Raw genomic sequence first — 24,826 nt, forward strand, 5'->3', positions numbered from 1 at the left:
CCGATATATATCGTCATTTGCTGATATATATCGGCAAATGACGATATAGCGTTTTACACAAGTTCAGCAAAACCCGCCATCTCCATCGGAAAATCAATATACGGATTCCGATTTCCCTGAAGTTCGGAAATCGCCTGGTTACGGTGGAGTTCATAAACTTCAGGCGGCTCTTGTTTATGCCATTCTAGTAAAAGACCGTCATCTATCTTTTTTCGATGAGAAGCTTCAATACAACCTGGATATCTAAGTAAAAAATAAAGCATCGCACGGGCTACAGTTCCTTTTGCATATTCCGGTTCAAACAATTCATTCTCCGCTTTCCCGCACTGATCCTCGATGCGATTGAGATCTGCTTGCTCATCTTTCGGATACCCTTCGAAATCATGGTAAGGGTAATTACTTCTGATCGAATTACACAGAGGTTCGCAAGTAAATAGATGATGAAGGTCACCACGCATTGGTTCCTGCTCATTAAACCAGGATTGAGGCACGGCATGTTCACAGTTGTATTTAAATGCAGCTGCCACCTCCTCCATCATTTTCACAGGATCCTTAGCTGTCCCTTCGTTGTTCTTCATTTTTTCTTTCCTTTTCTTCGATACTTCATAATCCTCTTGGATAACATCTTCCGGTTCTCTTTTCTCACCAGAATAAATGCTTTGTAGTTTTCCATCAGGCCGGAGATCGACCCAGGGATAGACATAGTCACTAGGATCATATCTTAACTCGTTCTGATGGGTTGATTGGATGAGTTCCAATATCTTTTCCATTGTTCCGTCACTCTTATCCAAAAAATCAATGGACTTATAATACTCCGCTTTTGCTTCCTCGTTTTTAGATCGATCAAAGTAAACTCGATCATCCTCTTTTATTTTCGTTTTATTACTTTTGACTTTTGCTAGAACATTTTTCAGATGCTGCTGATCCGTGGAAACGGAAATAAATTTCTGCAATTTTTTATCCATCGGGACCTCCTCCTATGGTACTTTTTCTATACTACCTCTACTGGCCAATTCCCTCCTTTAATACTATTAATGCTTCACACTCAAATACTTAACTAAATATTTACAACGATAAGAATATCCTGGACCTTTCAGGCGAACATTAAGATTAGTACATCATAAAGGAGGACCCTACTTATGAACAAAGAACGTGCAAAAGAAATCTTCAACTCCCCTGAGATGATTAACGTGACTCATCAGGATAGAGAGGTTTACATTGAAGAGGTTATCGAGCGAAACGAAATGGCCCGCATCCATCCGGTGGATCAGCCGAATGTGAATCAAGAAGTTCCTTTATATGAATTGAAAGAACCACAGCAATAGAGGAGGAGGTGACTAACCTCTTTCCTCTCCCAACCGTACTTACGGAAACGTACGTACCATAACCTTTGTTACCAAGCTTGAAGTGGTTGTATGCGCAGCGGTTCATTGATAAAGAAGCGCTTGAAGAAGATATGGCTGTTTGCTCAAAAAAAGGTTCTGCTCCGATTTGGAACAGAACCTTTCCGATTATTTCAAGTATTTTTCAGTGACACCGCGAACTTCTTTCCCTGTGGCATGTTTGTTTACTCTCTTCATCACATAATCCTGGACTTTTCCGGCATCAGAAGGTTGATTGGCTCCTGTTTCTTCAATCGCATACTGTACAAAGAAATGGAGCTGGATCGAACTGAGCGTATATTTTTTCTTGTTCAATTCTAGTTTCTTCTCAAGGAAGCCGATCAATTCGTTCTTGATTGAAGTGAATGCCTTTTCTTTCTCCTCTATTTCCTCTTCCGCTTCGTGATAAAGTTCAATTTTCTCATCAAGATCTTTTCCTGTTTGCAGTTCCATTCCCTTTAGCTGCCGAAGGAGTTTCTCTTCTTCGCTTAAAGCCACTGGTACGTTAACATCATCAACATTCAAATGACCCCAGCCCCCTTCCGCCTTATCTGTTATGCGAATCAAGAGGTTTTCTCCCACATACTCAGAAGCATCCCAATTGACTCGTCGGTACGTTTCCTGGTTTCTTCCTGTCGCTTTCTTTAATACTTTTCCATCCGAATCCCGAACTAGGGAGACAGATAGCTGATCGGTGTTGTTACCCCCGCCAATCAGAAAGTCAATCTTACCATTGCCGCCAAGCTCAAAGGCCTGCGATTCTAAAATACCTGTGGCTGCGTCTCCACCACTCGAATCAAGGAATCCCCAGAGGTGATAACGCTCAGGATCAATCTGGTCTTCTGCCTGGTCAAACGGGCCACCCCAGCCCCAATCCTCTTTCGCTGTGACATGCTCATCAGAGAAGGCATTCCCTTCTACGATGTTCCAGCCAGTTAAGTCACCGGTTTGAAAATCATGATTTTTTAGCTCACCATGAGGCGGGACCGTTTCTGTTTCTTTTTCATAAACAGGGGTGGTCTCACCAAAGGCACTGTTCATTTTCCAGACATCCATTGAAACAATCTCTGGATCGCCTCCCTCACTCCACAGCTCTATTCCAAGAGCTTCATAACTTGTAGGATAAACTCGGGAAGTGATGCTCTTCTGTCCATTCGCATAGGCTTCAACCATCGAACGATCCAAATAGAGATGAAGTTGCCAACGGTCTCCGTTCAATTTCAATTCTCCACCTTGCACCCCTTTACTCACATCAGGGTCCAGGCTGGACTGATTTCGGTCAATCGCAAACGTTTCTTTCGTGGCATCGTAATACACCAGCGTTTCTTCTTCTCCATTTTCACTCTGACGCACTTTAACACCTACTTTATCCGCTTGATTCGGAGCAATGTCTAAGATAATTTCAAGCATGTCGCCTTCCACATCCTGAATCATTTCATTCGCTTCTTCCAATCCTTTATTTTCAAAGGATACCAATGAATCCCCTCTTAAAGATTCCAGTTCCTCAATGGGTTGCAATCCAAGATCATTATTGTTTCTTAAAGAAAGTGCCACAGGTAGTCCGGCATTATGCGCCCAGCCTGCGTCATAGTGTTCCTGCTCACTTCGTTTATCTTGAGCAATGCTGAATAAAATCGGGGTGCCGTCTTCATCAACCATGCCGCTAGGACCTGTGAAATGCTCGCCATAGTCAAACATTTTCGGTTCTTCATGATCAGGTACAAACTCTAAGTCTTCCTTATCCCATGTACCTACCCAGTAGAAGGTGTATTTGACATTATGCGGACTATATCCATCGAACCATGGATTAATAAAGAACGCATATTTTTCGGTTCCGGATTCATCTTTTCCAAGCGGAAGAAATACTGGTAGTTCCCATACATCTCCCGTTTTAGGATAGGCTTCTGAATCTCCGGTAAAGAATGGTTTCTCGTAGGTCCAGTTTTCCAAATCCTTCGAAGAATATAACAGCGCTGTTCCACCAACTTGATCAATTCCTGATCCCATAAGCTGATACCAGGTGTCTCCGTCTTTCCATACAAATGGATCGCGGAACTGGCCGTACATCACTTCACCCGCTTCTGCCGGAAGGTGTTCTTCCTGAACAGTTACTGGCTCATCAAGCATGCGCCATTCCTTCAATTCAGGGTCACTTGGGTCCTCACTAACCGCAAGCCCAGTCATTTGATTCGGGAATTTACTGTCATCCCCTGCCGTGAAAAATAGTACAGGCTCTCCATTTTCATCGAGGGTTGCACTGCCCGACCATACCCCGTCTGGAGCCACCGAGCCTGCCTCAGGTGACAGAGCTGTAGGAAGCTCCTCCCAATGTACAAGATCTTCACTCACCGCATGTCCCCAATGAATATGGTGCCAATACGGTCCTTGTGGATTCTTTTGATAGAAGATGTGATATTTTCCATTATAATAAATCGGTGCGTGAGGTTCGTTCATCCAATGTTCCGGAGGCATAAAATGATATTGTGGTCTATGCTGATCGCCATCGTAACGCGTGCGGTCCCAGTCCAGTGCTGGTTCAGGTAGAGTGTTATCGGCAAAGTTATCTACCATAGACTGATAATCCTGCTGAATTTGTTCTGCTGACTTCGCTTCATTTGATATTTTTAATTCATCCATCAACCCATTGAACATATTGGCATCAAACACCCCATTAATAAGAGCAGCCTGGTTATGTTTGCCAATCAATAGATTTTCGCTGGACGATGTTATACTTCCATTGGTTGTTTCTGTCTTGCCTACCAGTTCTCCATTTAAGTAAAGTCTCATCGATTGGTCGTTCCGATCAAAAGTGGCCGCTACATGAGACCACTGATCCTTTCTCAACCCTTGATCAGGCATTGTGGAAACCTCTTGCCAATCACCATTAATACCTGCCTGGAAGGAAAGTTTTCCGTGGCGGCCCATTCCTAAAATAAACCCTTCGCCTTTTGATTTGTTATGCTGGTTGACGATCGCTGATATTTGATTAAGATCTCCCCACTCATACGCTCGCGGGGCTACCCATCCTTCTATCGTAAGGGCATCTTTTGGCTGAATAAATTGATCAGCCGCATGCGTCACCCATGTGGAATATCCATCAAATAATAAGGCGTTTCCTACCAACCCTGGCCGCCATAATGGATCGGATGAGGCTTTATACACCGCGTCATTAAACACGTATTGCACCGGATCGGTTTGTCCGCTGACTTCCTCTTTCGTAACCTTTCCTTCTTGTTCATCAAACGACCAATGAGCAAGCGGACCGGTTTGCTTCACTTGGAAGTCATCCACATTTATATGTCCCCATCCTTCCGTAGAGCTGTCAACGACTTTCAGATAAACTTCTTCACCTAAGTACTCTGAAGCATCCCAAACGACTTTCGAATACTCTTCGGAGTCGTTCCATTCGTTATTGGTTGCCTTCATCAATTCTTGATCATCGGACGCCCTCACCAGGGCTACATACAAGTGATCAGGGTCATTCCCTCCACCAATCAAATAAGAGATCGTCCCTTTTCCAGATAAGATAAAGGAAGATGAACGCAGAACGCCGGTTTGCCCGTCGCCCCCGTTCTTAGCGCCCCACAGATGGTAATCCCCCTGATGATTGAACGGTCCTCCCCAGCCCCAATCCGTATCATTGGTTACGTCAGCATGGCTGAAAGCACCTCCCTCAACGACGGTCCATCCTGTCAAATCACCCGTTTCAAAGTCACCGTTCTCGAGTTCATCTTCTACCGACTCTCCTTCTGTAAACACTTGAAAATCGTCGACGTTAATATGGCCAAATCCATCATTATGGTAATCAACTACTTTTAAGTAAAGCGTTTCCCCAAGATAAGCACTGGCATCCCAGGAAACACGCCGGTACTTCTCGTCGTTCGCTCCTGTAGCTTTGAAAAGTTCTCTCCCGTCTGAGGCTCGGACAAGGCTTACATATAAGCGTTCCTTATCCTGCCCACCACCGATAAGAAATTCCACTTGCCCTTTTCCGCTTAATTGAAAAGGACTAGATTGAAGCGTCCCTGTTCGAAAATCCGAATCACTAACATCTTCTGAAAAACCCCAAAGGTGGTAGTTTCCTTCCTGTTCAAAAGGTTTTCCGTCCCAATACGTTTCCGTTTGAGAAACCCCGTGTGTAAAGGCACTTCCTCTCGCCGTCCATCCTGTTAAATCTCCCGTTTCAAAATCCCCATTTTCCAAGGTGTTAGGAACGTCGTCAGGAACAGTCATTTTCATAGGTTCCACGTTCGCCTTGTTCAAATCCGTTACGTTCAGCTGACTGAGATACGCCTCTCCTCCATTACTGAACATTTCCAGCGTGGAAGAGGATACATCTCTGAATATCTGATCGGTCAGAACGGTCGTCCCTTCATTCCCAAACACTTCCACAGAAGACCGATCCAAAAGTATTCTCATTTGAATTTTACCGTCCTCCACTTTTAATGGAGCTTCATGAACGGCTGCAAAATCGGTTGAAAAGCCACTTTCTCCCGATGAAGTACGGTCAACAGCCAACTTCTCCTCTTTTGTGTCATACACAATCGTCGTCGCTTGATCGTTTTCATTCGTCAACGTAAACCCAAAGGAATCAGCAGTGGTCTGGTCGATATCAAAAGAAGCTGTTATTTCAAGCAGGTCATTGACACGATCGCCGAGCTTCTGACTTCCTTCTTTCACCATTTCATCTTTTCGTTCTACGATTTCTCCTTTTAGTTGTTCGAATTCAGCTACGGGCTGCTGTTTCAGCTGGTATGTTCCATCTGCTGCTGTGCGAAGATTCAATTCCCGCGGAATGGACATAGCTCCACGGAAGTTTTGTGTTGGAATATCCTGCCCATACTTCCAGTTATTCATCCATCCAAGCAGAACTGTACGTCCATCTTCTTTCGGCAGGTTGTTCCATGTTACTCCGGCATACATATCTGCCCCATAATCCAAAGGAAGCGGTTTCATTTCTGTAGTGAACGATTTCCCGTCAAAATCTCCCACTACGTACTCCATGCCAGAACCTCCGGCAGCAGATCCCTCACTCACACTCATCATAAGTGCCCACTTCTTTTCGTTTCCTTCTCCGTCTATCGGTAGTTCTACAAGGTCCGGGCACTCCCAAACCCCTGTAGCATCTGCCGGACGCTCAAAGGTGTCCATATGCTGCCAATCTTTAAGATTATTAGACTGATAAATTTCGATACTCTGTCCGGCTGACACAACCATGTTCCATTGACCCGTTCCTTCATGCCTGAATACTTTCGGATCCCTAAAAATATCCGTATCTTCCGGCATTTCAATGACCGGATTTCCTTCATACTTCGTCCACGTTCGTCCTTTATCATTGCTGTAGGCTAGACTTTGAGTTTGGTGGCCCGCTTTTTCATGAGTGAAGACAGCGACCATAGGCGCTTGGTCACCTGTTTGGAACCCAGTGGTATTCTGTTTATCTACAACTACGCTTCCTGACCAGATAAACCCTTTTTCATCCGGATACAACGCGATAGGGAGTTCTTCCCAATTGATTAAGTCTTTGCTCACCGCATGCCCCCAGTACATCGGTCCCCATTGATTCCCTGTTGGATTATACTGATAGAATAAATGATATTCCCCATCATAATAGACCATTCCATTCGGGTCATTCATCCAATTTTCGGATGGTGAATAATGAAATTGGGAACGGTATTGATCAGGCGAAGTTTCTTGGCTCTCTTGGGCACCCTCCTCAGCCATCGTATAGGTCGGAAACAAAGCCATTATTAATATGGCAATCGTCAAAACGGTGGTGGATCGCCAGATAACACTTCTCAAGTAATTTTCCTCCTTTAATTTGTAAGCGCTACCAAAGTAGTGCGCCGCCGATCTATTCAAAACCAACGTAAAAAGAAAACCCGTCTGTTCTTTCACAACAGTCAGACGGGCTTTTGGGCCTCTTGCTTAAAAGGAAACAAAAGGACAGTTAACATAAGAATGATATTTACGGAATACAACGGCAGAATGCCGGGTATGAACCGAATACACACTAGAAGCAGGGCAAACCCGGCGAAAAAAGTAAGAAGACGACCAGGGTAAAGCAAAAGAAGATGAAGGGCGTATTTTAAAGCTTCTTTTGCCTTCTTTCCATGACTTAGAGGGATGAACGATAAAGTTGCTGTCATCAATACCCCTCCGCCCAAAAATACGGTACCGCTGAAAAAAAGGTAGAACCATGCCCCTGTGAATTGCAGACTCGTATAGATGTTGAAACCTAAAAGAATCAGTAAAACAAATGTACTTAGGAACACGACATTCGCTTGAAGAAAGGTTCGTTTATAGACCTTCCAATAAAATGCTACCGGAGCAGGACGCCGATCAGCTATCCATTCTTTCAATAAAGCTACACAGGCAGCAGAAGCAGGAAAGATACCGAAAACTCCGCCACCCATAAGTGTAAAAGCGATCCACAATACATTTAAAATCGCAAGCCGCATCAACCAGTCACATACAAGGTAAATGACGTTGCCTGTACCTTTCATCTTCACCCTCCTGTTCTTTCTTTAAGAGTTTTGTCTCCAGACAGATGTCATTTCAAAAACCGACGATTGTTTCACTTCTACCGTGCCGCGGACAGCTTCCACCTTTAACTTTGCTTCGTAATCATCTGCCGGTAAGTATAAATTCGTCATGCTTATTTCTCCATCACCAACAAATAATTCGACCGAGGAGTGGTCACATAATAATTTGAGATGGAAGGACGAACGATCGCCACTCAAAGGTGCCTGACAAGTACAAACATATTCCTTTGAAAAATCAACTTCCGCCCGGTCTCTTTGAACGTATATAGAATTTTTTTCGCAATCAATTCCAACCCTCAGACCTGTTTCCTGATCTCCGAATAACCGTCCTTCGAACACGCCTCCCTTCTCAATTTCTACATCCAATTCCCATAAAAAAGGTGAAGCCGGCTGGATTAGCTCGATGGATTGCTTTTCTTTAAGGAAGAAAGAATCATTTTCAATTCGTTTTTCTATCAACCTTGTAAGCTCTGCGATAGGCTTTTGAATAAGTCGTTCCTGTCCTTCAACCACGGATAAATTCAATTCCCTTGGGATCGTCATTGCACTTCTCCACGGATCTGTCGGTACGTCATTGGCATATTGCCAATTGCTCATCCAGGCAAGGACCACCCTTCTCCATGGGACATCGGAAAATGATTGCGACGCATAAAAGTCTTTGCCGTAGTCAAGCCAGCGCACAGCTTCTTTCGGTTGATGAGGAACAAAGTGCTTGCCATCAAAGGCCCCGATAAAATACTGGGTGCCTGATCCGCCTGAAGGAGCGCCGGCATCAATCCCGATCGGCAGCACCCATTTCTTTTCCCCGGACACTTCATTCGTAAGAGGGAACAGGTCCGGACATTCCCAAACACCCTTTTGTTCGCCCCAACCTTCTCCAAATTCACTAACATAGGTCCACCTCTTCAAATCAGGAGAGGTATAGAATTGAACTTTTCTCCCTGCAGCAAGCACCATCACCCACTTTTGCGTAGTCTCATGCCAGAAAACCTTTGGATCACGAAAATCCTTGATGCCAGGGTTTTGAATTACCGGATTTTCGCCATATTTCACCCAGGTTCTTCCCCGGTCTTTACTATAGGCGATGCTCTGCCTCTGCAAGTCTCCATCAGCGTTGGTATAAACAGCAACAAGTCCCGGTTTTCCATCGAAAAAACCACTTGTATCCTTGTGGTCCACCACAGCACTCCCAGAAAAAATCATGCCAAGATCATCCGGATAGAGCGCTACAGGGAGATGTTCCCACTCTAATAGATCCTTACTAACAGCGTGACCCCAGTGCATTGGCCCCCACTGTTTACTATCTGGATGATATTGATAGAAGAGATGATATTCTCCTTCAAAGTAAACAAGACCATTGGGATCATTCATCCACATTTGTTCGGGCGTGAAATGGATGTGGGGCCGATACCTTTCCTGATAATACCCATTCCTCATCAACGGCTGGTTTTGAATCATATCTCATGGCACTCCTTCCAACAATAATTACTCTTTTAGGTCAGGCGAAGCTTCTCCACTTTTCGCCAACATTCTCGTGAACATCATTTAGTTTTTTGAACCAGTATGTGTTAATCCTTGTACGTAGTACCTTTGCAGGAATGCAAAAATCAAAAGCATCGGTACAGTCGCAATCGTTAAAGCAGCCATCACTTGCCCCCACTTAATTGGTGGTTCGTTCATGAAGTATTGAAGTCCAATCTGTATTGTGCGCATACTCTCATCTGAAGCTACAACAAGTGGCCATAGGAAGTCATTCCAGTGGTTGATAAATAAGACAATCGCCACAGTAGCAAACACCGGTTTAGAGAGCGGTACAATAATCCTGAAGAAAATTCCGATCTGTGAACAGCCATCAATTTTGGCTGCTTCCTCCAATTCTTTAGGAAAGTCGAGAAAAAACTGACGGAATAAAAAGATAGCAAAAGCATTCGCGATAAACGGCACAATCAAACCGGTGTACGTATTTACCCACCCAAGGTCATACACCAAAACGTAGAGGGGCAGGAAGATACTTTCTGGCGGGATGATCAGGGTCGCGATAATGACTCCAAGCCAGAAACCAGCCAGGGGAAAGCGGAACCGTGCCAATGCATAACCAGCCATTGAATTGACAATAAGCCCAAAGATAATGATGCCTGTTGTATAAATCAAGCTGTTCAAAATGTACTTCATAAGATCTACACGTTGAAAAGCTGCGATATAATTGTGCAGGTATCCACCTTCTACTTCATTAGGAGCCGGAGGCAAAAAGGCTTTTAGTGATTTCATATCCTTGAAAATTTGAAACTCATCTTTCAGCGATGAAACAAGCATCCATACTAAGGGAAAGAGAAAGATGAATGTGAGTAAAATCAAAGACACATATAAGACGACTCCCTGAATCCTTTTCTTTCTTTTCATAGCTTTTACCCCCTCTCCTCACGAATGAGCACACGCTGAATAATTGTGATTGTAAGTACAATCATTGTAAATACGACCGCCATTGCTGATGCATAACCCACATCTCTATAGTTAAATCCAGTTTCATAGATGTGATAGACCAGAGACTTGGTTGATCCAAGCGGTCCACCCTGTGTCATGATCATCGGCTGAACAAGTAATTTAAAGGCAGCAATACTGATTGTAATAAAAATGAACAAGGCAATGTTTTTCAAACCTGGCAAAGTCACATGTAAAAATTTCTGCCAACTAGTTGCTCCATCAATGTCTGCAGCTTCATATAAATGGTTCGGAATGTTTTGAAGCCCCGCCAGGAAGATCATCATCTGGAAACCGGCCCCTTGCCAGACGGACATTACAATGATTGAATTCATCGCTTGATCAGGGCTTGTAAGAAATGGTTGTGGTGAAATCCCTATGACCCCGAGCAGCTGATTGATCAACCCTTCATTGGGATTGTACATAAACGTCCAGAGAATTGAGACCACAACAAGAGACATCACTACAGGTGAGAAAAATGCAGTTCGGAAAAATACGCGGAACTTTATTTTCTTATTAATAAGCAGCGCAAGTCCTAACGCGACCGCCAGCTGAACAGGAACGACGATGACAGAAAAGTAAACCGTATTCCAAAAAGCTTGTCGGAATTGAGCATCCTGCCATATATAAGAGAAATTCTCGAACCCTATAAAAGAAATATCATCAGGTTTTAAAATATAGAAATCTGTAAAACTATAATAGAAAGCAGCCCCCATCGGATACAAAAGAAATACTCCCAGAAGAATTAATGCAGGCGCTAGAAAGAAGTATCCAGTCATAGCTTCTTGGAAAGCCTGTGACTTTCTTCTTTTTTTCCTCTTTGGCGGCACCTTTCTGATAGACGGTTCAGATGGAGCTTTATAATGATCATGATCGGTCAGTTGTTTCGCAGAAGAACTATTCCCTTTCATATTTGTTCACCCTCTCTTTCAACCCCGTAGACGGACGGTCTTAAAAATGAGCTGGAGCCTGTAACACTCACAGGCCCCGATCATTCGTTGGACTACTCTTCAAAACGTTTCAATTCACGCTCGACACGTTGGACCTGCTGTTCCACCACACTTTCTACATCTTCCCCTAGTGAAGCGGCGTGGAAAGATTGAGCAAACGCATCGGTCAATACCGGATAAGCAGGTGTAGCCGGACGGGCATGGGCTGTTTGAATGACTTGTTCCTTCATAATGCTCCATGGAAGTTCATTGAATTTCTCCATGTTTTCAAACGCAGACTTCTGTGCCGGCGGCATGCCTGTGGCTTTGGAGATTTTGATTGTTGCTTCTTCATTCGTCATCCACTTCATAAGCTCGACAGCTGCTTCAGGATTTTCTGTATTATTTGTTACTGCATAAGCCATGCTTCCAGATGGAGACACTTTTTCATCTTTGTAAGGGTACGGCATCATACCCCAGTTTAAGCCTGCGTCTTCAGCAGAAACAGCAATCCATGGACCGCCTAAAGCAAGGGCTGCATTTCCTTCCTCAAACTGCATTTCACCAGGGCTATCTGTAACCACACCTTCAGCAAATAGATCTTTCACATAGTTTAAAGCTTCAATGGTTTCAGGACTATTTAAATAGCCATCCACTTTTGTACCATCTTCTGAAATGAGCGCGCCCCCATTAGACCAGACAAGTGGTGCGCCCATAAACGTCAACCATTCACCGACACCGTAGTTCATAAACAAGTTCAGTCCATAACGGTCTTCGGTCGTCAGTTTCTTAGAATTCTCCATCAATTCATCCCACGTCCAGGCACCTTCTATGGAATCAGCTGGTTCAATCCCTGCTTCATCCAACAAGTCTTTGTTGTAATAAAGCATGACGGAAGCTTCCATCGCTCCTAAAGAATACAATTTACCATTGTATGTGCCCTGTTGAATGATCGAATCTACATATTGGCTTTTCGTTTCTTTGTCAATATACTTATCGATCGGCTGAATCACTCCAGCTTCAGCAAAACTTGAAACGTAAGGGCCGTCCACTGCCATCACATCTGGCAGGTTCCCTGCTACAAGTGCAGCATTAATACTGTCACTGTACGCACTTGCCCCGTCATCAATGATGACTTCTGCGTTTACATGAATGTCGTCATGCTCTTTGTTGAACGCATCAATTAATTCAATGTACGCGTTGGTCTCGTCTTCACCCGTTTGGTGAATCCAGAAGTCAAGCAGTACGTCTTCATCACCTGTAGCTTCAACACTTGTATCCACTGAGCCAGTCTCCACTGTGTCACTTGTTTGATTCTCCCCTGAACTACCGCTACTATCTTCTTCTGAATTAGCGGAACTGTCGCTTGAACAAGCCGCAAGCATCAGCACCACTAAAACCCCTGTCAACAAATACGATAATTTCTTCATCCTCCGTACCTCCCATTTCATAATTGAACGCTCACACATATCCTTCCATTACACAAAAACGTTTACGTAATCGTTTACTTTATGGTTAAAAAGAGAAGGTTCTCTTTAAAAGGAACCTCTCTGTACCAACTCTGAATCGAGCATAACTTCTGTATATTTCTCTTTTGACCCATTAATTCTCTTAAGCAACTGCTCAACGGCTACTTTTCCAATCTCAAACGCCGGCTGTCTGACAACAGATAAAGGGGGAGAAGTGATTTTCATCCAATCATAATCGTCATATCCTATGATGCCAATCTCCTCAGGAATTTTAACCTCGTGTTCCTGGAGGTAAGAAACAGCCCCCATCGTCATGACATTATTTGCGACAAACAAAGCAGATACTTCTGCTTCATGAAGTTCTTTCGCCAATTGATATCCTTGTTCGAATGTGGCTGGACCTTCTTTAATAAACTCTTTTCTTACGGGGATCGCTTTTTCTTCCAAGGCTTGTTTATACCCTTTTAAGCGTTCATCACTAGTGGTAATCCCCAGGGTGCCTGTGATAAAACCAATCCGCTCGTATCCTTTGTTAAGTAGAGCACGGACAGCTTCATATGCACCTCGAAGGTTATCAACAAGAACCATATCTCCTTCAATACCGCTCGGATGACGGTCAATATAAACGACTGGATAATCACCTGTTAATTCCTTCTTATACGCTGAATCCTCCCCGTTTACAGGCGCAATGACCAATCCGTCAATCAACTGCGTATTAAACACGCGAATTTGATTTTTTTCCGTTACTTCATCTTCATTGGAATTACTAAGTATTAAGTTATATCCATTCTCTTTCAACACCTTTTCAATTCCATTGGCAATGCTCATGAAGAAAAAATTGGATGTATCTTCTGCAACTAATGGAACCAAAAGTCCGATCGTATTCGATTTACGGCTTCTGAGGCTTCTGGCAATTCGGTTTGGCTGGTAATTCAAGTCCTTCATCGCCATGTATACTTTTTGCTTGGTCTCTTCTGCTACAAATCTTGTCTCATTGATCACATGAGAGACGGTAGCTGTAGAAACTTGGGCCTTTTTTGCAACATCTTTAATGGAAACCATGGTTAATCCTCATTTCTAAAACTCAGTTAATCGTTTGCGTAATCGATTACTTTAAGTAGACTATACTCCTTGTAAACGCTTTCGTCAATGTGTTTTTTAAAATATCTTGTTTTTTGTCTTATTAAACAGATTTATTATATTTAAATCTATAAGTACACGATACAAAATAAATCAGAAAAAATTTACAGCGTTCAATCCTTACGAATATGAAGGGATGGTTCTCATTAGAGTTTCCTACTACATTTAACAGAGTCTTTTTAAACAACGGTATGATTACGGACTAGTCTAGATGGGTTAAATCTATAAACAAATTATTTTGAGACACGAAATAACCCTGATACGATGAACAATATGATTTTAAAAGAAAAGAGGATGAAATCATGACACTTCAAGATACAAAGTTTTCCGTATTAGACCTCGCCCCCGTCATTGAAGGAGGAAGTCCAGCTGATTCTTTTCGTAACACAGTAGACTTAGCCCAGCACGTAGAAAAATGGGGTTTCACAAGATATTGGATGGCCGAGCACCACAACATGCCGTTTATCGCAAGCTCAGCAACATCTATTGCTATCAGTCATGTAGCCCATAATACTTCGTCTATTCGTGTCGGGTCAGGCGGAGTGATGCTGCCCAACCACGCGCCACTCATAATCGCTGAACAATTCGGTACGCTAGAAACGCTGTTTCCAGGACGAATCGACCTCGGCTTAGGACGTGCACCAGGGACAGACCAGCTTACCGCCCAGGCCCTTCGCCGTGATCTAAACAGTCGAGCGGAGAACTTCCCAGCACAAGTGGATGAATTACGAGGGTATTTCGAAGGGAAAAATCGAATAAGAGCTATTCCAGGAGAAGGCTTGAATATTCCTATTTGGCTACTAGGATCAAGCGGGTTCAGCGCCCAGCTTGCCGGCCAGCTCGGTCTTCCATTTTCGTTTGCAAGTCACTTCTCACCGAATAATACACTAGGCGCTCTAGATTTATATCGTCGCACTTTCACCCCTTCTTCCATTTTGGACGAACCGTACACAATGGTTGGTGTAAACGTGATTGCAGCTGACACAGATGAGGAAGCAGAGCGCTTGGCTACATCTTTACAGCAGCAGTTTCTAAACCTTGTGCGTAATACAAACCACCTTCTCCAACCTCCAGTCGATAACATGGATGATATCTGGACTGCTGGTGAAAAGGCAGCCTTACAGCAACAGTTAGGGGCTTCAATTATCGGAGGTCCTGAAACTGTCAAAGAAAAACTCGAGAATTTCCAGGCTGAAACAGAAGCTGATGAAATGATGATCATTTCCCAAATTTATGATCATTCAGCCAGGATCCGATCTTATGAGATCGTTGCAGAAATCATGAATTAATAAATGCAAATGCCCTCTCCAGAAATGAAGGAGAGGGCAATTATTTTTCTTACTTTAGTGTAGCCAAATAGGTATAAACGTCGTTTAAATTTTCAAACCCTAACTCTTGTATATCCTTAATGCTTTCAACCCAAAGCTTTGCAGTGGCCATCGCATCATGGAAGGCGTGGTGTCGATGCTTAATACTGATTCCGTAATGAGCACAGCAGTCATCAAGACTAACCAGGTCCTTCTCCTTATGAATGATTTTAGTTAAGAAAGATGTATCGACAATCCGGTGTTGAAAGTTTTTCCTTAAAGCTAGCCACGTTGCATGATTCATAAATTGCTTTTCGTGGTTTGCATGGTGAGCGACTAGCGTATCTGTTTTAACATAAGAGTAAAATTCCTTCAGCACATCACGCATAGCCGGAGATTCTAATAACATCTCCCCCGTAATTCCTGTGAGCTTTGTAATCTCTTCTGAAGGTGCTGACTCACTATAGACAAGAGAATAAAAGGACTGATCCTCAAGTATTTTCGTCCCCTCTACTTTCACAGCCCCAATCGAAAGAATTTCGTCTCCCTTGTAAGGGTAAAACCCTGTCGTTTCTAAGTCGAACACCACCACTGAAAGTTCTTCAAATGGAACAACAAGTGTATCTTTATTCCGCAGTTGTCGTTCCAGATTTCTTACATAAGCCACTTTTGAAGGGTCATTCTGATTCAAAGAAGAGAATCCGCTGCCAAGCCTGTCAGACAAATCTTTTACGAATTGTACAAAAGGATTCATAAGGCATCCTCTTCATGAAGCATTGATTTACATTTGGAGAAGAGCTTTTGTCCTCTTCTAATTAGAAACTTTAACTTCTGTTTGTCCTGTTTTGACAGTACTTTAAGTGGAAGTAAGTGTACCTTTTCATAGCTTGTTGCTGACTTTCTAAACTTCAGACGAAAATCAAGCAGTTCTCGAAAATTCTTTTCGTAAGCTTCAAGAAAAGGGTAATTATAAGTAAGGATTTCGAATCTATCAAGTGTCGGTGCAGCGCAAACCCCTTTTTTCAATGCTAAAACTCTAAGGGCGTTGACGTATGGAAAATAAGCCGTTTGTTTTAAATGAATTTCTCCATCCAACCCTTGCCCATGTTCAGGAAGGAGCTGCCCAAAAACCCCCACTCCCTTTTTAATAAATTCAAAGTTGTCAATGAGACGGGAATATAAGTGGGGATGATCTTCCAACATAGAAAAAGAAGCATTTTTAAGCTGCATCAGCAAATTCTCATCCCCAACTAACACCCTTGAATCAATAAAGATCGAGAAGTTCCTAAGCGACTGCCAACTTTCCTCAAGCAGCCATTCTTCTATCAGCTTCTCAAAAGAACCCATGGACTGACACCATAATGCATTGGATGCCATCACATTTCCTTCACACTTTTCATAGCCGACGACACCCATTCCATAACTAATTTCCGTTCCGAGATTTAAAAAGTATTCCTGAAAATCGGTAGAACCATTGAATATTATTCCATGATCCTGGTCGCTCCAAACAGACTGTTCACACCGACCAGCACTGCCCATGAGAAAAAATGCAAAAGGAGCAGGCGGTTTCCCCTGCTCACTTTCAATATGATCCATTGCAATTCTTACGGTTTGGTACATGACTTGATCGTGGAACGCATTCAATTGATGGTGGTCATCAGCGACTGAATCAAGCGTTTCTTCTCGCCATTGCTTGATTTCTTCATACGTATTGAACACAACTATCCATTCCTTTTATTTAAGTTTAAGCTCCAGACTTAGAATTAGGCGGTGTTAAGTTCTCAGGATATCCATAGCCACCGTGTTCACTCAAGTCCAGCCCCATAATCTCCTCTTCTTCTGTAACACGAAGTCCTCCCATTGCTTTATCCATGACCTTTAAAATAATGTAGGATACCAAAAAGGCATATAGACCACAGCTTACAACACCGAGAATTTGAATCCCAAGCTGCTCGAATCCACCTCCGTAAAATAAGCCCGGACGTCCAACAGTCGCAAGCTCCGGAGTAGCAAACAATCCATTGGAGAGAGTTCCCCATACTCCGACGGTTCCGTGTACAGATAACGCAAAGATCGGATCGTCAATTCTTCTTTTATCAAAGAATCTCATACTGAAAAATACGAAAGCTCCTCCAACAAGTCCAATGATGACGGCAGCCCAAGGTTCCACAAAGGCACAAGAAGCAGTAATTGCAACAAGACCAGCCAGTGCTCCATTTAACGTAGTCGGAACATCCGCTTTTCCTGTAACCGCCCATACCATCAACATAGCTCCCACAGCTCCAGCCCCGGCAGCTAATTGAGTATTTAACGCTACATATCCAAAGAAAGCATCTGCGACACCAAAAGTACTTCCTGCGTTAAAGCCGAACCAGCCGACCCAAAGGATTAATACACCCAGAGCTGTAAACACCTGGTTGTGTCCAGCGATTTCATTGGAAGAACCATCTTTATTGTATTTACCAATACGCGGCTTCAAAATGATTGTTGCCGCAAGAGCTGCCATGGCTCCCGTTAAGTGTACGACGGTTGAGCCTGCGAAATCCTGCTTGCCGTGTTCAGCTAACCAGCCGCCTCCCCAGATCCAGTGAGCAATAACCGGATAGATGACGATAGAAAATAAGATAGCAAAAATGACATAGGCAATTAATTTCGCCCGTTCAGCAAACCCACCGAATGCAATCGTCATCGCTATAGCTGCAAATGCCAGCTGGAATAGGAAGTCAACAGATCCGGCAAGACTTTCCCCCATTATTGTTGCATCGCCGTAAAAGAAATTAGATAAACCGATAATCGCATTTCCTTCGCCATAAATGAGTCCATAACCAAGCGCCCAGAACACAAGGGATACAATTCCTACAGTGAAAACTGTCTTACCAGCAATATGGCCGGCATTTTTCATTCTCGTCGACCCAGCTTCAAGTAAAATAAATCCTCCCTGCATGAGCAAAACAAGAATCGTACACACGATAATCCACAAGTTATTCATCAAGAACGTTGCATCCATTTCCAAACTGTCTCCTTTATGTTAGATTTCTTAACAATGTATGTTAAGTAATACTCTAACAAAATCTGAAAATTAACACAATACTCATGTAAGGATTTTTTACATGAATATAAAATAAACAATTGATTCGAACTAAAAAGCCCCGGAAGGCACTGTACCTTCAGGGGCGATTGCTTCACTATTAATCTATTTAAATCACTGACACGATATGACTTTCTTTTTCATATTCCATCACGGCTTCTTCAAAGACAGCCAACCCATGATCAATCTGGTCTTTCGTTACAACCAAAGGCGGGATCATACGGATGACTTCCTGATGTTTCCCGCACAAATAGAACAAGACGCCTTTTTCTAGAGACAGATCTAAGATCTTCATCATCCCGTCTCCATCAGGAGCTCCTGTTTCAGGATCAATGATTTCAATCCCGATCATAAGACCGACACCTCTGATATCACCGATCACTTTATGATTTTCCCTGATTTTCTTTAGCCGCTCTATCGCATAAGCACCAAGCTGTTTCGAGTTCTCAACTAACCTTTCCTCTTCAAGCACATCCAATGTAGCAAGAGCTGCCGAGCAGGCGATCGGGTTTCCACCGAATGTGGTTCCATGAGTGCCCATCGGCCATTTGCTCATAAGTTCTTTAGAAGCAACCGTTGCGCTGAGCGGCATTCCTGATGCTATACCTTTTGCAATGGCCATAACATCCGGAGTAACTCCAAAGGTTTGAGCAGCAAACCATTCCCCAGTACGTCCGAACCCTGTTTGGACTTCATCAAAAATCAGCAGGATGCCATGCTGGTCACATACCTCACGTACCTTTTGCAGCCATTCTTTTGGAGGAATAATATATCCACCTTCCCCAAGGACCGGCTCCACAATCACACAAGCTACTTCCTCAGGCGTCACCTGATGGTCGAAAAGCATTTCAAAATCTTTTTCCAGCTTATTCACACAGTATTCAGAAACGTCTTCACCTTCTGGACAGCTCGAAGCATCCGCATAAGGAAGCTGATAGGTCAGGCCATTCGGCTGCAGAAATTTCCGGTATTTACTTTTAGAAGTACTAACACCAAGAGCACCAAGCGACCTTCCATGGAAACAGCCAGTAAAAGATATAGTATAGGGCCGCTTTGTTGCGTATTTAGCAAGCTTTAACGCCCCTTCAATGGCTTCTGTTCCACTGTTTGCAAAAAAGAGGCAATCAAGATTTCCCGGCAATAGGTTTTGAAGACGATCAGCGACTCTTAATATGGAATCATACATGATCACTCCTGAGGGGCCATGCATGAGTTGATCTGCCCCTTCTTTAATAGCTTGTACAACTTTAGGGTGACGATGACCTGTATTAGCTACAGCGATGCCTGAAGTGAAATCTAAATATTTCTTTCCATCGGTACCATAGTAGTAGCAGCCTTCTTCTTTTTCTACAGGAAGGTTCGGATGGTCCTTGGCCATACTCGGCGCTAGCAAATCTGGCAATCGTTTATATAAATCTTCGAATGATGGGTTCATAATCGTTTACCTCCTAGAATATGAAATGAGCGATGATTACGATGATCGGAAGAGTGATGACGGTACGCTGCAAGAAAATAATGGCTAACTCTGCTACGGAGATAGGAATCTTCGATTTTACCAGCAGGATTCCTATTTCAGACATGTAGATCAGCTGAGTTAAAGAAATGGCAGCAATAACAAAGCGGGTCAATTCACTCTCAATTCCAGAACCAATAACAGCCGGCAGGAACATGTCCGCAAAGCCGACAAGCATAGCCGGAGCTGCCTGCGCCGCTTCAGGAATCTGCATCCACTGAAGAATCGGAACAATCGGCATTGATAAGTAGGTGAAGAACGGCGTAAATTCAGCAATGATTAAGGCCACTGTCCCTAACGCCATAACCAGCGGAATTAACGCAAAGTAGATATCAAGTACCGTTTGCACCCCCTGGGTGGCTACCCCTTTTACTCCCCTTACCTCAGAAGCTTTACTCAGAGCTTTTTCCAGACCCCACTTGAAATTGGAGGTCCCTTCAGGCGTATCCTCTGAAATTTTTTGTCCAGTTCCTTCGTAATACGTGTCTGCTTTTTTAGACAACGGCGGGATACGCGGACAAACAAAGGCAGCTACTAACCCTGCGATAACTACCGTTAAATAGAAAGGAACAAAGTACTGCTCTAATCCGATAAAACTTATAACTACCAAACTGAAAGCAATCGAGTTGATTGAGAAGTTCGTCGCGATGATCGACGCTTCACGCTTCGTATAGTACCCTTCTTCATATTGCTTCGTTGTAATTAAAACGCCAACCGTCCCCGCTCCCATCCAGGAAGCCAAGGCATCTATCGATGAACGCCCAGGAAGCTTGAATACAGGTCTCATTACCTTACGAAGCATCGTACCGATAAAATCCATAAGACCGAATTCCATCAATAAAGGCATCAAAAATCCAGCAAAGAGGAACCACGCAGCAAGCACCGGGACCAATGAATATAGCATCGTACCGCCAGTTACATCGGAAATGATAAATTCAGGACCTACAGCAAATAAAGTCATAAGGGCAAATACCGCACCAATTAGACGCGTAATCGTCCAAAACGCATTTACATAGAATAGCTGTTTCATAAAGGCGTTATTCAAAATGAAATTCGGCTTCAATCCTTTAGCGATGACTGGAAGGATTGCAGATACTATCAAAATCCCCGTCATAAGACCTGGCAGGACAGGCTCCAGATAAGCTTGGATGGACTCCGCCATCACACCGACTCCTATCGTAATTTTACCTCCATACGATATAGGAAAAAGAAACAATAAGACCCCTAGCAAGGACGGGATAAGAAACCAGGAAAAATTCCTAACCGTTCTGTTATTGACCGAATCTTGACTCCACTGTTCTTCTTCAAATGTTTTCTTCTGCTTTACCTCCATCTTTCACACTCCTTAAAGTTTTTTAAAAGGCAAAAGCTTTCATCTATTGCCGTCATAACACGCAAGAAACATGCCAAGCTTTTATTTTATTCCGTATTTTTTAAGTTTTCTGACTATGCTTGGTTGACTAATCCCTAATACTTCTGCCATTCTCGTTGTTGTTTTATATAATAGCCTGGCCTTTTGAAGTTGGTCTCTTTCTACCCGTTCGAGAGTTTTCGGTAGGGATTCTTCAAAATTATTCATTCTTGAATAATCCTTACCTTCCGCTTTATAATTATCCGGCAAATCTTCAGGAAGAATGATCGATCTATGGGAAGTCACGACAAGCCGCTCAATCAAATTGGTAAGCTCCCTTACATTCCCCCGCCATTCAAGCTCGGTCAACTCGTGCAGGACCTCCCGGCTCATCGTTCGTTTTCGTTTATACCTTTTAGTAAAAAGGTCGAGCGCATATTGAATGAGCGGAACGATATCCTCTTTTCTTTCTCTCAACGGAGGAATCGTGATCGGAACAACATTTAGTCGGAAATAAAGATCTTCACGAAATAAATTATTTTCAACCGATTCTTTCAATCGCTTATTCGTTGCGCTCACTAGGCGAAAATCGGCACGGATTTCTTTTCGTCCGCCCACTCTATAAAAAGACTTCTCCTGAATAAGCTTCAACACCTTAACTTGGTTAGAGAGGGACAGTTCGCCCACTTCATCCAGAAACAAAGTCCCTTGATCGGCCAGTTCAGCGAACCCTTTTTTTCCTCCTTTGGCCGCTCCTGTAAAAGAGCCGGATTCATAACCAAATAACTCTGCTTCAAACAAGGATTCAGGAATGGCCCCGCAATTGACTTCTATAAACGGCCCACCCGCCCTCTCGCTTTTTTCATGGATCATTTTCGCAATTTCCGTTTTACCAACACCTGATTCGCCGAGAAGCAGTACACTTACATCCACACCAGCAATCTGATTGGCAGTGGCCATGATCTTGCGCATCGGTTCGCTCTTTGCAATAAAGCTGCTTTCATTTTGCTGCTTTAAATACTCGAGCTCTTTTCTGACCCTCTCCATCTCCTCTGTCATTTCTTCCATGCCCGCTTTAATTTCCATCAATTCGGTTACATCATGCGAATAACTCACTACACGAACCAATTTATTGTTCTTATCAAAGACCGGCAAAGCTGTAACGAGTAATTTCTTTTCGCCTCCAACCGTTTGAACAAACGTGACTCTCTCTTTCTTTTCTACAACCATTGGAGTAGCCAGAGGCGTAAAAAGCCCTTGTTTTTCAAGGTCGTATACAGACTTTCCAATTAAATCGTCTGCATTCACGTCATAAACATCACCCGTCCCCTTACTCACCTTCACAATTGTTCCGTCCGTCTTCGTTACAAGGATATCCTCCTGGAGAGAATGAAAGATTGTTTTATACTCATCCCACTCTGTCATCCAATCGCCCCTTATTATTCATATTTGAATAACACACTCACGAAACCTGACAACCATATGTAGTTTGAAAATTCCTAATTTATTCACTAATGAATATGCATTGCATATATCCTAACATAAAAATGTATAGTTGTGTTTAATTATTTAGTAATTTGTATATTTATTAATGTTGTCAGGTAACATTTTTCTTTCAAAGCATACCTCACACCAAAAAAAGACCAGCCCTTCAAAAGGACTGGTCTCCGTCGTTTTTATTATACGTTTACTTTTACATCTGCATCTTTCTTAAGATCTTCTACAAGTTTTTGATAAGCTTGTGCTTCTTTTTGACCGGATAATTGTTGTTTAATCATCGGTTTCGCTTCTTCATAAGAAGGAACTTTACTTTTACTTTCTCCACCTGCTTTTTCTTGCTGTTTCTTCATCTGTTCGTAAGCTTCTTTCATTTCTTTCTCCGTCGGTTCCAGGTCTCCAGCTTCTTCTGCAAGAAGTTTCTCAAGCTTCATTTGTTTTTCAACCTGAGCCATGACTTCTTCTTCTTTCATCCCTTGTTCTTCCAATTTAGACAAGAACTTTTCTTTGGACTCAAGCTTTTGCTGTTTTGCAATTTCTTCTAACTTTTTGTTCTTCTCTTCTTCAGATACTGTGAAATCACGACTGTTCGCTTCCTGGATTAGAAGTGTTTGACCTACTAAGCTTTCAGCCACTTGTTTCTTCAATTTATCCTGGTCCACTTCTTTACCAGTCATTTGCGATTGCATCGCCATTTGCTGGAATTGAGACTTGTACGTTTCTGTGAATTCTTTTTTCTTGATCTCTTCATCGTTTACTTTAGCAACAACTTCAGGTACGCCTTCTAAGTCAGGCTCTGGCATTTTTGCTTTTTCTCCACTTGCTTTTTCACCGCTTGCTTCTTCTTGTTTTGCTTTTTCTTCATTATTTTTATCTTCAGCTGTTGCACCGTCATCGCCACATGCAGCCAATAGAGCGATTAAGGCAGCCAACATGAAACTCAGTAATTTTTTATTCAATGTCATGTCTCCTTTATGATTCATGATGTTTGCCATTGTAACATGTACAAAAGCGCTGTAAACATCGTTATTTGGAGTTTGAACGAATATTACAATTATATGATAGGAGCCATGCCCGTCCTCATAGTTTTTCTGCTCACTAATTACGATTAAATATAAAAATACGGAAAAAGTGTGTAAAAAATATGATGAGGGCTTAACCCTGCTCTTGGTAAAGGGTCAGCACTTCTTTAGCTCTATCCGTAACCTTAGAGATTAGATCTTTTGGTGAGACGACCAGGATTTGATTCCCAAAACCTAAAATGAAATTCACAGCTTCTTCTTCGGTTTGAAAAGTTAGTTCCACATACGCCCAGCCATCTTCTGTCCCTTTTTCTGACGTCTTCGTTACGAACCGTCCCGTAAACATGATCCTTTTATAAGCAGAGGTAGACACTTTTACTTCCACGGAAAAATTCGGAAGAGTCTCAGCAAACGTTTTTTTTGAGTTTTTCCAGTAAGAAGCTAAATCAAAATCAGCGGGCCTCTCAAAATAGTCTTCCTCCTTAGAGATTTGCTTGATCCTCGCCACTTTATAGCTGCGATAATCCCCGTTTTCATTCATCGCCACGACATACCACGTGCTTGCTTTTGCCACCAGACCAAGAGGTTGAATAATGGATTCTTTCTCATCCCCATTCGCCTTCTTATAAAGGATTTTAGCTTTTTGCTCATTCATCACGACGTCCTGGAGTGTCTCCATCGCTGCTGTTATATCTGTTTGGGTATTTTTCCACGTGCCCATATCAACATAGATTCGCTCCCATAGACTTCTAGCCTGTTGTCTTGAATGCTCGGGCAACGATAGAAGCAGTTTATTTTTCACTTCCTTGGAGGAAATGTCTATGTCTAAATCGGTGAGGATCTTCTCCGCAGGTGGCAGAAATAAGGATTGCAGTTCCTTCTCTTTCAACCAACTGAGCTTTTGCTTCCAATCATCAATGAGTCTCCATCCCCCTGCTTTTCCTCTTTGGGAATAAACGGGGATACCTGCTGCACTCAGAGATTCCATATCACGATGGATGGTTCGTTCGGAAACTTCAAGCTCGTTTGCTAGTTCAGGTGTCGATAAGGTCTCGCCATACTGTAAAAGGATCAGAATTTTAATCATTCTCTCTGCTTTCATAAA

At 43.0% G+C, this 24,826-nt stretch carries 18 protein-coding genes and 1 pseudogene; 2 read left to right on the plus strand and 17 right to left on the minus strand.

Annotated elements, in window-relative coordinates; translation table 11 throughout:
- Positions 1-53 precede the first annotated feature (53 nt).
- Entirely contained in the window at positions 54-965 is a 912-nt protein-coding gene (locus tag HM131_RS20030) for an endonuclease I family protein (protein WP_085031548.1), read from the minus strand.
- A 174-nt stretch (positions 966-1,139) separates the two neighbouring features.
- Here HM131_RS20030 and HM131_RS20035 point away from each other — a divergent pair, with 174 nt between their 5' ends.
- Positions 1,140-1,325, plus strand: coding sequence for an H-type small acid-soluble spore protein (locus HM131_RS20035; protein ID WP_085031550.1), 186 nt, complete (start codon positions 1,140-1,142; stop codon positions 1,323-1,325).
- A gap of 186 nt (positions 1,326-1,511) precedes the next feature.
- Here HM131_RS20035 and HM131_RS20040 read toward each other — a convergent pair whose 3' ends face one another.
- From HM131_RS20040 to HM131_RS20070, 8 genes and pseudogenes are all read right to left on the minus strand, one after another.
- Positions 1,512-7,184 (minus strand): GH32 C-terminal domain-containing protein, encoded by a 5,673-nt coding sequence (locus tag HM131_RS20040; RefSeq protein WP_085031552.1) that lies wholly within the window; start codon positions 7,182-7,184, stop codon positions 1,512-1,514.
- A gap of 101 nt (positions 7,185-7,285) precedes the next feature.
- Positions 7,286-7,888: a YesL family protein gene (locus tag HM131_RS20045; RefSeq protein WP_085031554.1), complete on the minus strand. Its 603-nt coding sequence runs from the start codon at positions 7,886-7,888 to the stop codon at positions 7,286-7,288.
- A 21-nt stretch (positions 7,889-7,909) separates the two neighbouring features.
- The gene (locus HM131_RS21335) at positions 7,910-8,386 is read right to left on the minus strand and encodes a GH32 C-terminal domain-containing protein (RefSeq protein ID WP_408607141.1); all 477 of its coding nucleotides are present in this window, start codon (positions 8,384-8,386) and stop codon (positions 7,910-7,912) included.
- A gap of 6 nt (positions 8,387-8,392) precedes the next feature.
- Positions 8,393-9,352 (minus strand): annotated as a pseudogene (locus HM131_RS21340) (glycoside hydrolase family 32 protein); the annotation flags it as partial.
- Positions 9,353-9,472: 120 nt separating this feature from the next.
- Positions 9,473-10,327, minus strand: coding sequence for a carbohydrate ABC transporter permease (locus tag HM131_RS20055; protein ID WP_085031558.1), 855 nt, complete (start codon positions 10,325-10,327; stop codon positions 9,473-9,475).
- A gap of 5 nt (positions 10,328-10,332) precedes the next feature.
- Positions 10,333-11,316, minus strand: coding sequence for a carbohydrate ABC transporter permease (locus HM131_RS20060; RefSeq protein ID WP_085031560.1), 984 nt, complete (start codon positions 11,314-11,316; stop codon positions 10,333-10,335).
- A 92-nt stretch (positions 11,317-11,408) separates the two neighbouring features.
- On the minus strand, positions 11,409-12,764 hold the full coding sequence (locus tag HM131_RS20065; RefSeq protein WP_085031562.1) for an ABC transporter substrate-binding protein: 1,356 nt from the start codon (positions 12,762-12,764) through the stop codon (positions 11,409-11,411).
- A gap of 105 nt (positions 12,765-12,869) precedes the next feature.
- A complete protein-coding gene (locus HM131_RS20070) occupies positions 12,870-13,865 on the minus strand; it encodes a LacI family DNA-binding transcriptional regulator (protein ID WP_085031564.1) in 996 nt (331 codons plus the stop codon).
- A gap of 380 nt (positions 13,866-14,245) precedes the next feature.
- On the opposite strand from HM131_RS20070, the gene HM131_RS20075 reads away from it, so the two are divergent.
- Entirely contained in the window at positions 14,246-15,232 is a 987-nt protein-coding gene (locus tag HM131_RS20075) for an LLM class flavin-dependent oxidoreductase (protein WP_085031565.1), read from the plus strand.
- 49 nt (positions 15,233-15,281) lie between these two features.
- Here HM131_RS20075 and HM131_RS20080 read toward each other — a convergent pair whose 3' ends face one another.
- From HM131_RS20080 to HM131_RS20115, 8 genes are all read right to left on the minus strand, one after another.
- Positions 15,282-16,004: an exonuclease domain-containing protein gene (locus HM131_RS20080; protein ID WP_085031567.1), complete on the minus strand. Its 723-nt coding sequence runs from the start codon at positions 16,002-16,004 to the stop codon at positions 15,282-15,284.
- The gene (locus HM131_RS20085; protein ID WP_085031569.1) at positions 16,001-16,969 is read right to left on the minus strand and encodes a DUF294 nucleotidyltransferase-like domain-containing protein; all 969 of its coding nucleotides are present in this window, start codon (positions 16,967-16,969) and stop codon (positions 16,001-16,003) included. The genes HM131_RS20080 and HM131_RS20085 overlap by 4 nt, the downstream gene beginning before the upstream one ends.
- A 25-nt stretch (positions 16,970-16,994) precedes the next feature.
- On the minus strand, positions 16,995-18,257 hold the full coding sequence (locus HM131_RS20090) for an ammonium transporter (protein WP_085031571.1): 1,263 nt from the start codon (positions 18,255-18,257) through the stop codon (positions 16,995-16,997).
- A gap of 190 nt (positions 18,258-18,447) precedes the next feature.
- Entirely contained in the window at positions 18,448-19,773 is a 1,326-nt protein-coding gene (locus tag HM131_RS20095; RefSeq protein WP_085031573.1) for an aspartate aminotransferase family protein, read from the minus strand.
- Between the two features lie 13 nt (positions 19,774-19,786).
- Positions 19,787-21,184: a YjiH family protein gene (locus tag HM131_RS20100; protein ID WP_085031574.1), complete on the minus strand. Its 1,398-nt coding sequence runs from the start codon at positions 21,182-21,184 to the stop codon at positions 19,787-19,789.
- 81 nt (positions 21,185-21,265) lie between these two features.
- Positions 21,266-22,627 carry a sigma-54 interaction domain-containing protein gene (locus tag HM131_RS20105; protein WP_085031576.1) on the minus strand — a complete coding sequence of 454 codons (1,362 nt, stop codon included), beginning with the start codon at positions 22,625-22,627 and terminating at the stop codon, positions 21,266-21,268.
- 254 nt (positions 22,628-22,881) lie between these two features.
- Positions 22,882-23,664, minus strand: a complete 783-nt coding sequence (locus HM131_RS20110; RefSeq protein WP_157130925.1) for a SurA N-terminal domain-containing protein — start codon at positions 23,662-23,664, stop codon at positions 22,882-22,884.
- Between the two features lie 190 nt (positions 23,665-23,854).
- The gene (locus HM131_RS20115; protein WP_085031580.1) at positions 23,855-24,823 is read right to left on the minus strand and encodes a helix-turn-helix transcriptional regulator; all 969 of its coding nucleotides are present in this window, start codon (positions 24,821-24,823) and stop codon (positions 23,855-23,857) included.
- Between the last annotated feature and the right edge of the window lie 3 nt (positions 24,824-24,826).

Source organism: Halobacillus mangrovi (assembly GCF_002097535.1).
Lineage (GTDB): Bacteria > Bacillota > Bacilli > Bacillales > Halobacillaceae > Halobacillus > Halobacillus mangrovi_A.

Coding starts and splice junctions, on each gene's coding strand:
- HM131_RS20030 (WP_085031548.1), bottom strand. CDS start 965: ATGGATAAAAAATTGCAGAAATTTATTTCCGTTTCCACGGATCAGCAG.
- HM131_RS20035 (WP_085031550.1), top strand. CDS start 1,140: ATGAACAAAGAACGTGCAAAAGAAATCTTCAACTCCCCTGAGATGATT.
- HM131_RS20045 (WP_085031554.1), bottom strand. CDS start 7,888: ATGAAAGGTACAGGCAACGTCATTTACCTTGTATGTGACTGGTTGATG.
- HM131_RS20055 (WP_085031558.1), bottom strand. CDS start 10,327: ATGAAAAGAAAGAAAAGGATTCAGGGAGTCGTCTTATATGTGTCTTTG.
- HM131_RS20060 (WP_085031560.1), bottom strand. CDS start 11,316: ATGAAAGGGAATAGTTCTTCTGCGAAACAACTGACCGATCATGATCAT.
- HM131_RS20065 (WP_085031562.1), bottom strand. CDS start 12,764: ATGAAGAAATTATCGTATTTGTTGACAGGGGTTTTAGTGGTGCTGATG.
- HM131_RS20070 (WP_085031564.1), bottom strand. CDS start 13,865: ATGGTTTCCATTAAAGATGTTGCAAAAAAGGCCCAAGTTTCTACAGCT.
- HM131_RS20075 (WP_085031565.1), top strand. CDS start 14,246: ATGACACTTCAAGATACAAAGTTTTCCGTATTAGACCTCGCCCCCGTC.
- HM131_RS20080 (WP_085031567.1), bottom strand. CDS start 16,004: ATGAATCCTTTTGTACAATTCGTAAAAGATTTGTCTGACAGGCTTGGC.
- HM131_RS20090 (WP_085031571.1), bottom strand. CDS start 18,257: ATGGATGCAACGTTCTTGATGAATAACTTGTGGATTATCGTGTGTACG.
- HM131_RS20095 (WP_085031573.1), bottom strand. CDS start 19,773: ATGAACCCATCATTCGAAGATTTATATAAACGATTGCCAGATTTGCTA.
- HM131_RS20100 (WP_085031574.1), bottom strand. CDS start 21,184: ATGGAGGTAAAGCAGAAGAAAACATTTGAAGAAGAACAGTGGAGTCAA.
- HM131_RS20105 (WP_085031576.1), bottom strand. CDS start 22,627: ATGACAGAGTGGGATGAGTATAAAACAATCTTTCATTCTCTCCAGGAG.
- HM131_RS20110 (WP_157130925.1), bottom strand. CDS start 23,664: ATGACATTGAATAAAAAATTACTGAGTTTCATGTTGGCTGCCTTAATC.
- HM131_RS20115 (WP_085031580.1), bottom strand. CDS start 24,823: ATGAAAGCAGAGAGAATGATTAAAATTCTGATCCTTTTACAGTATGGC.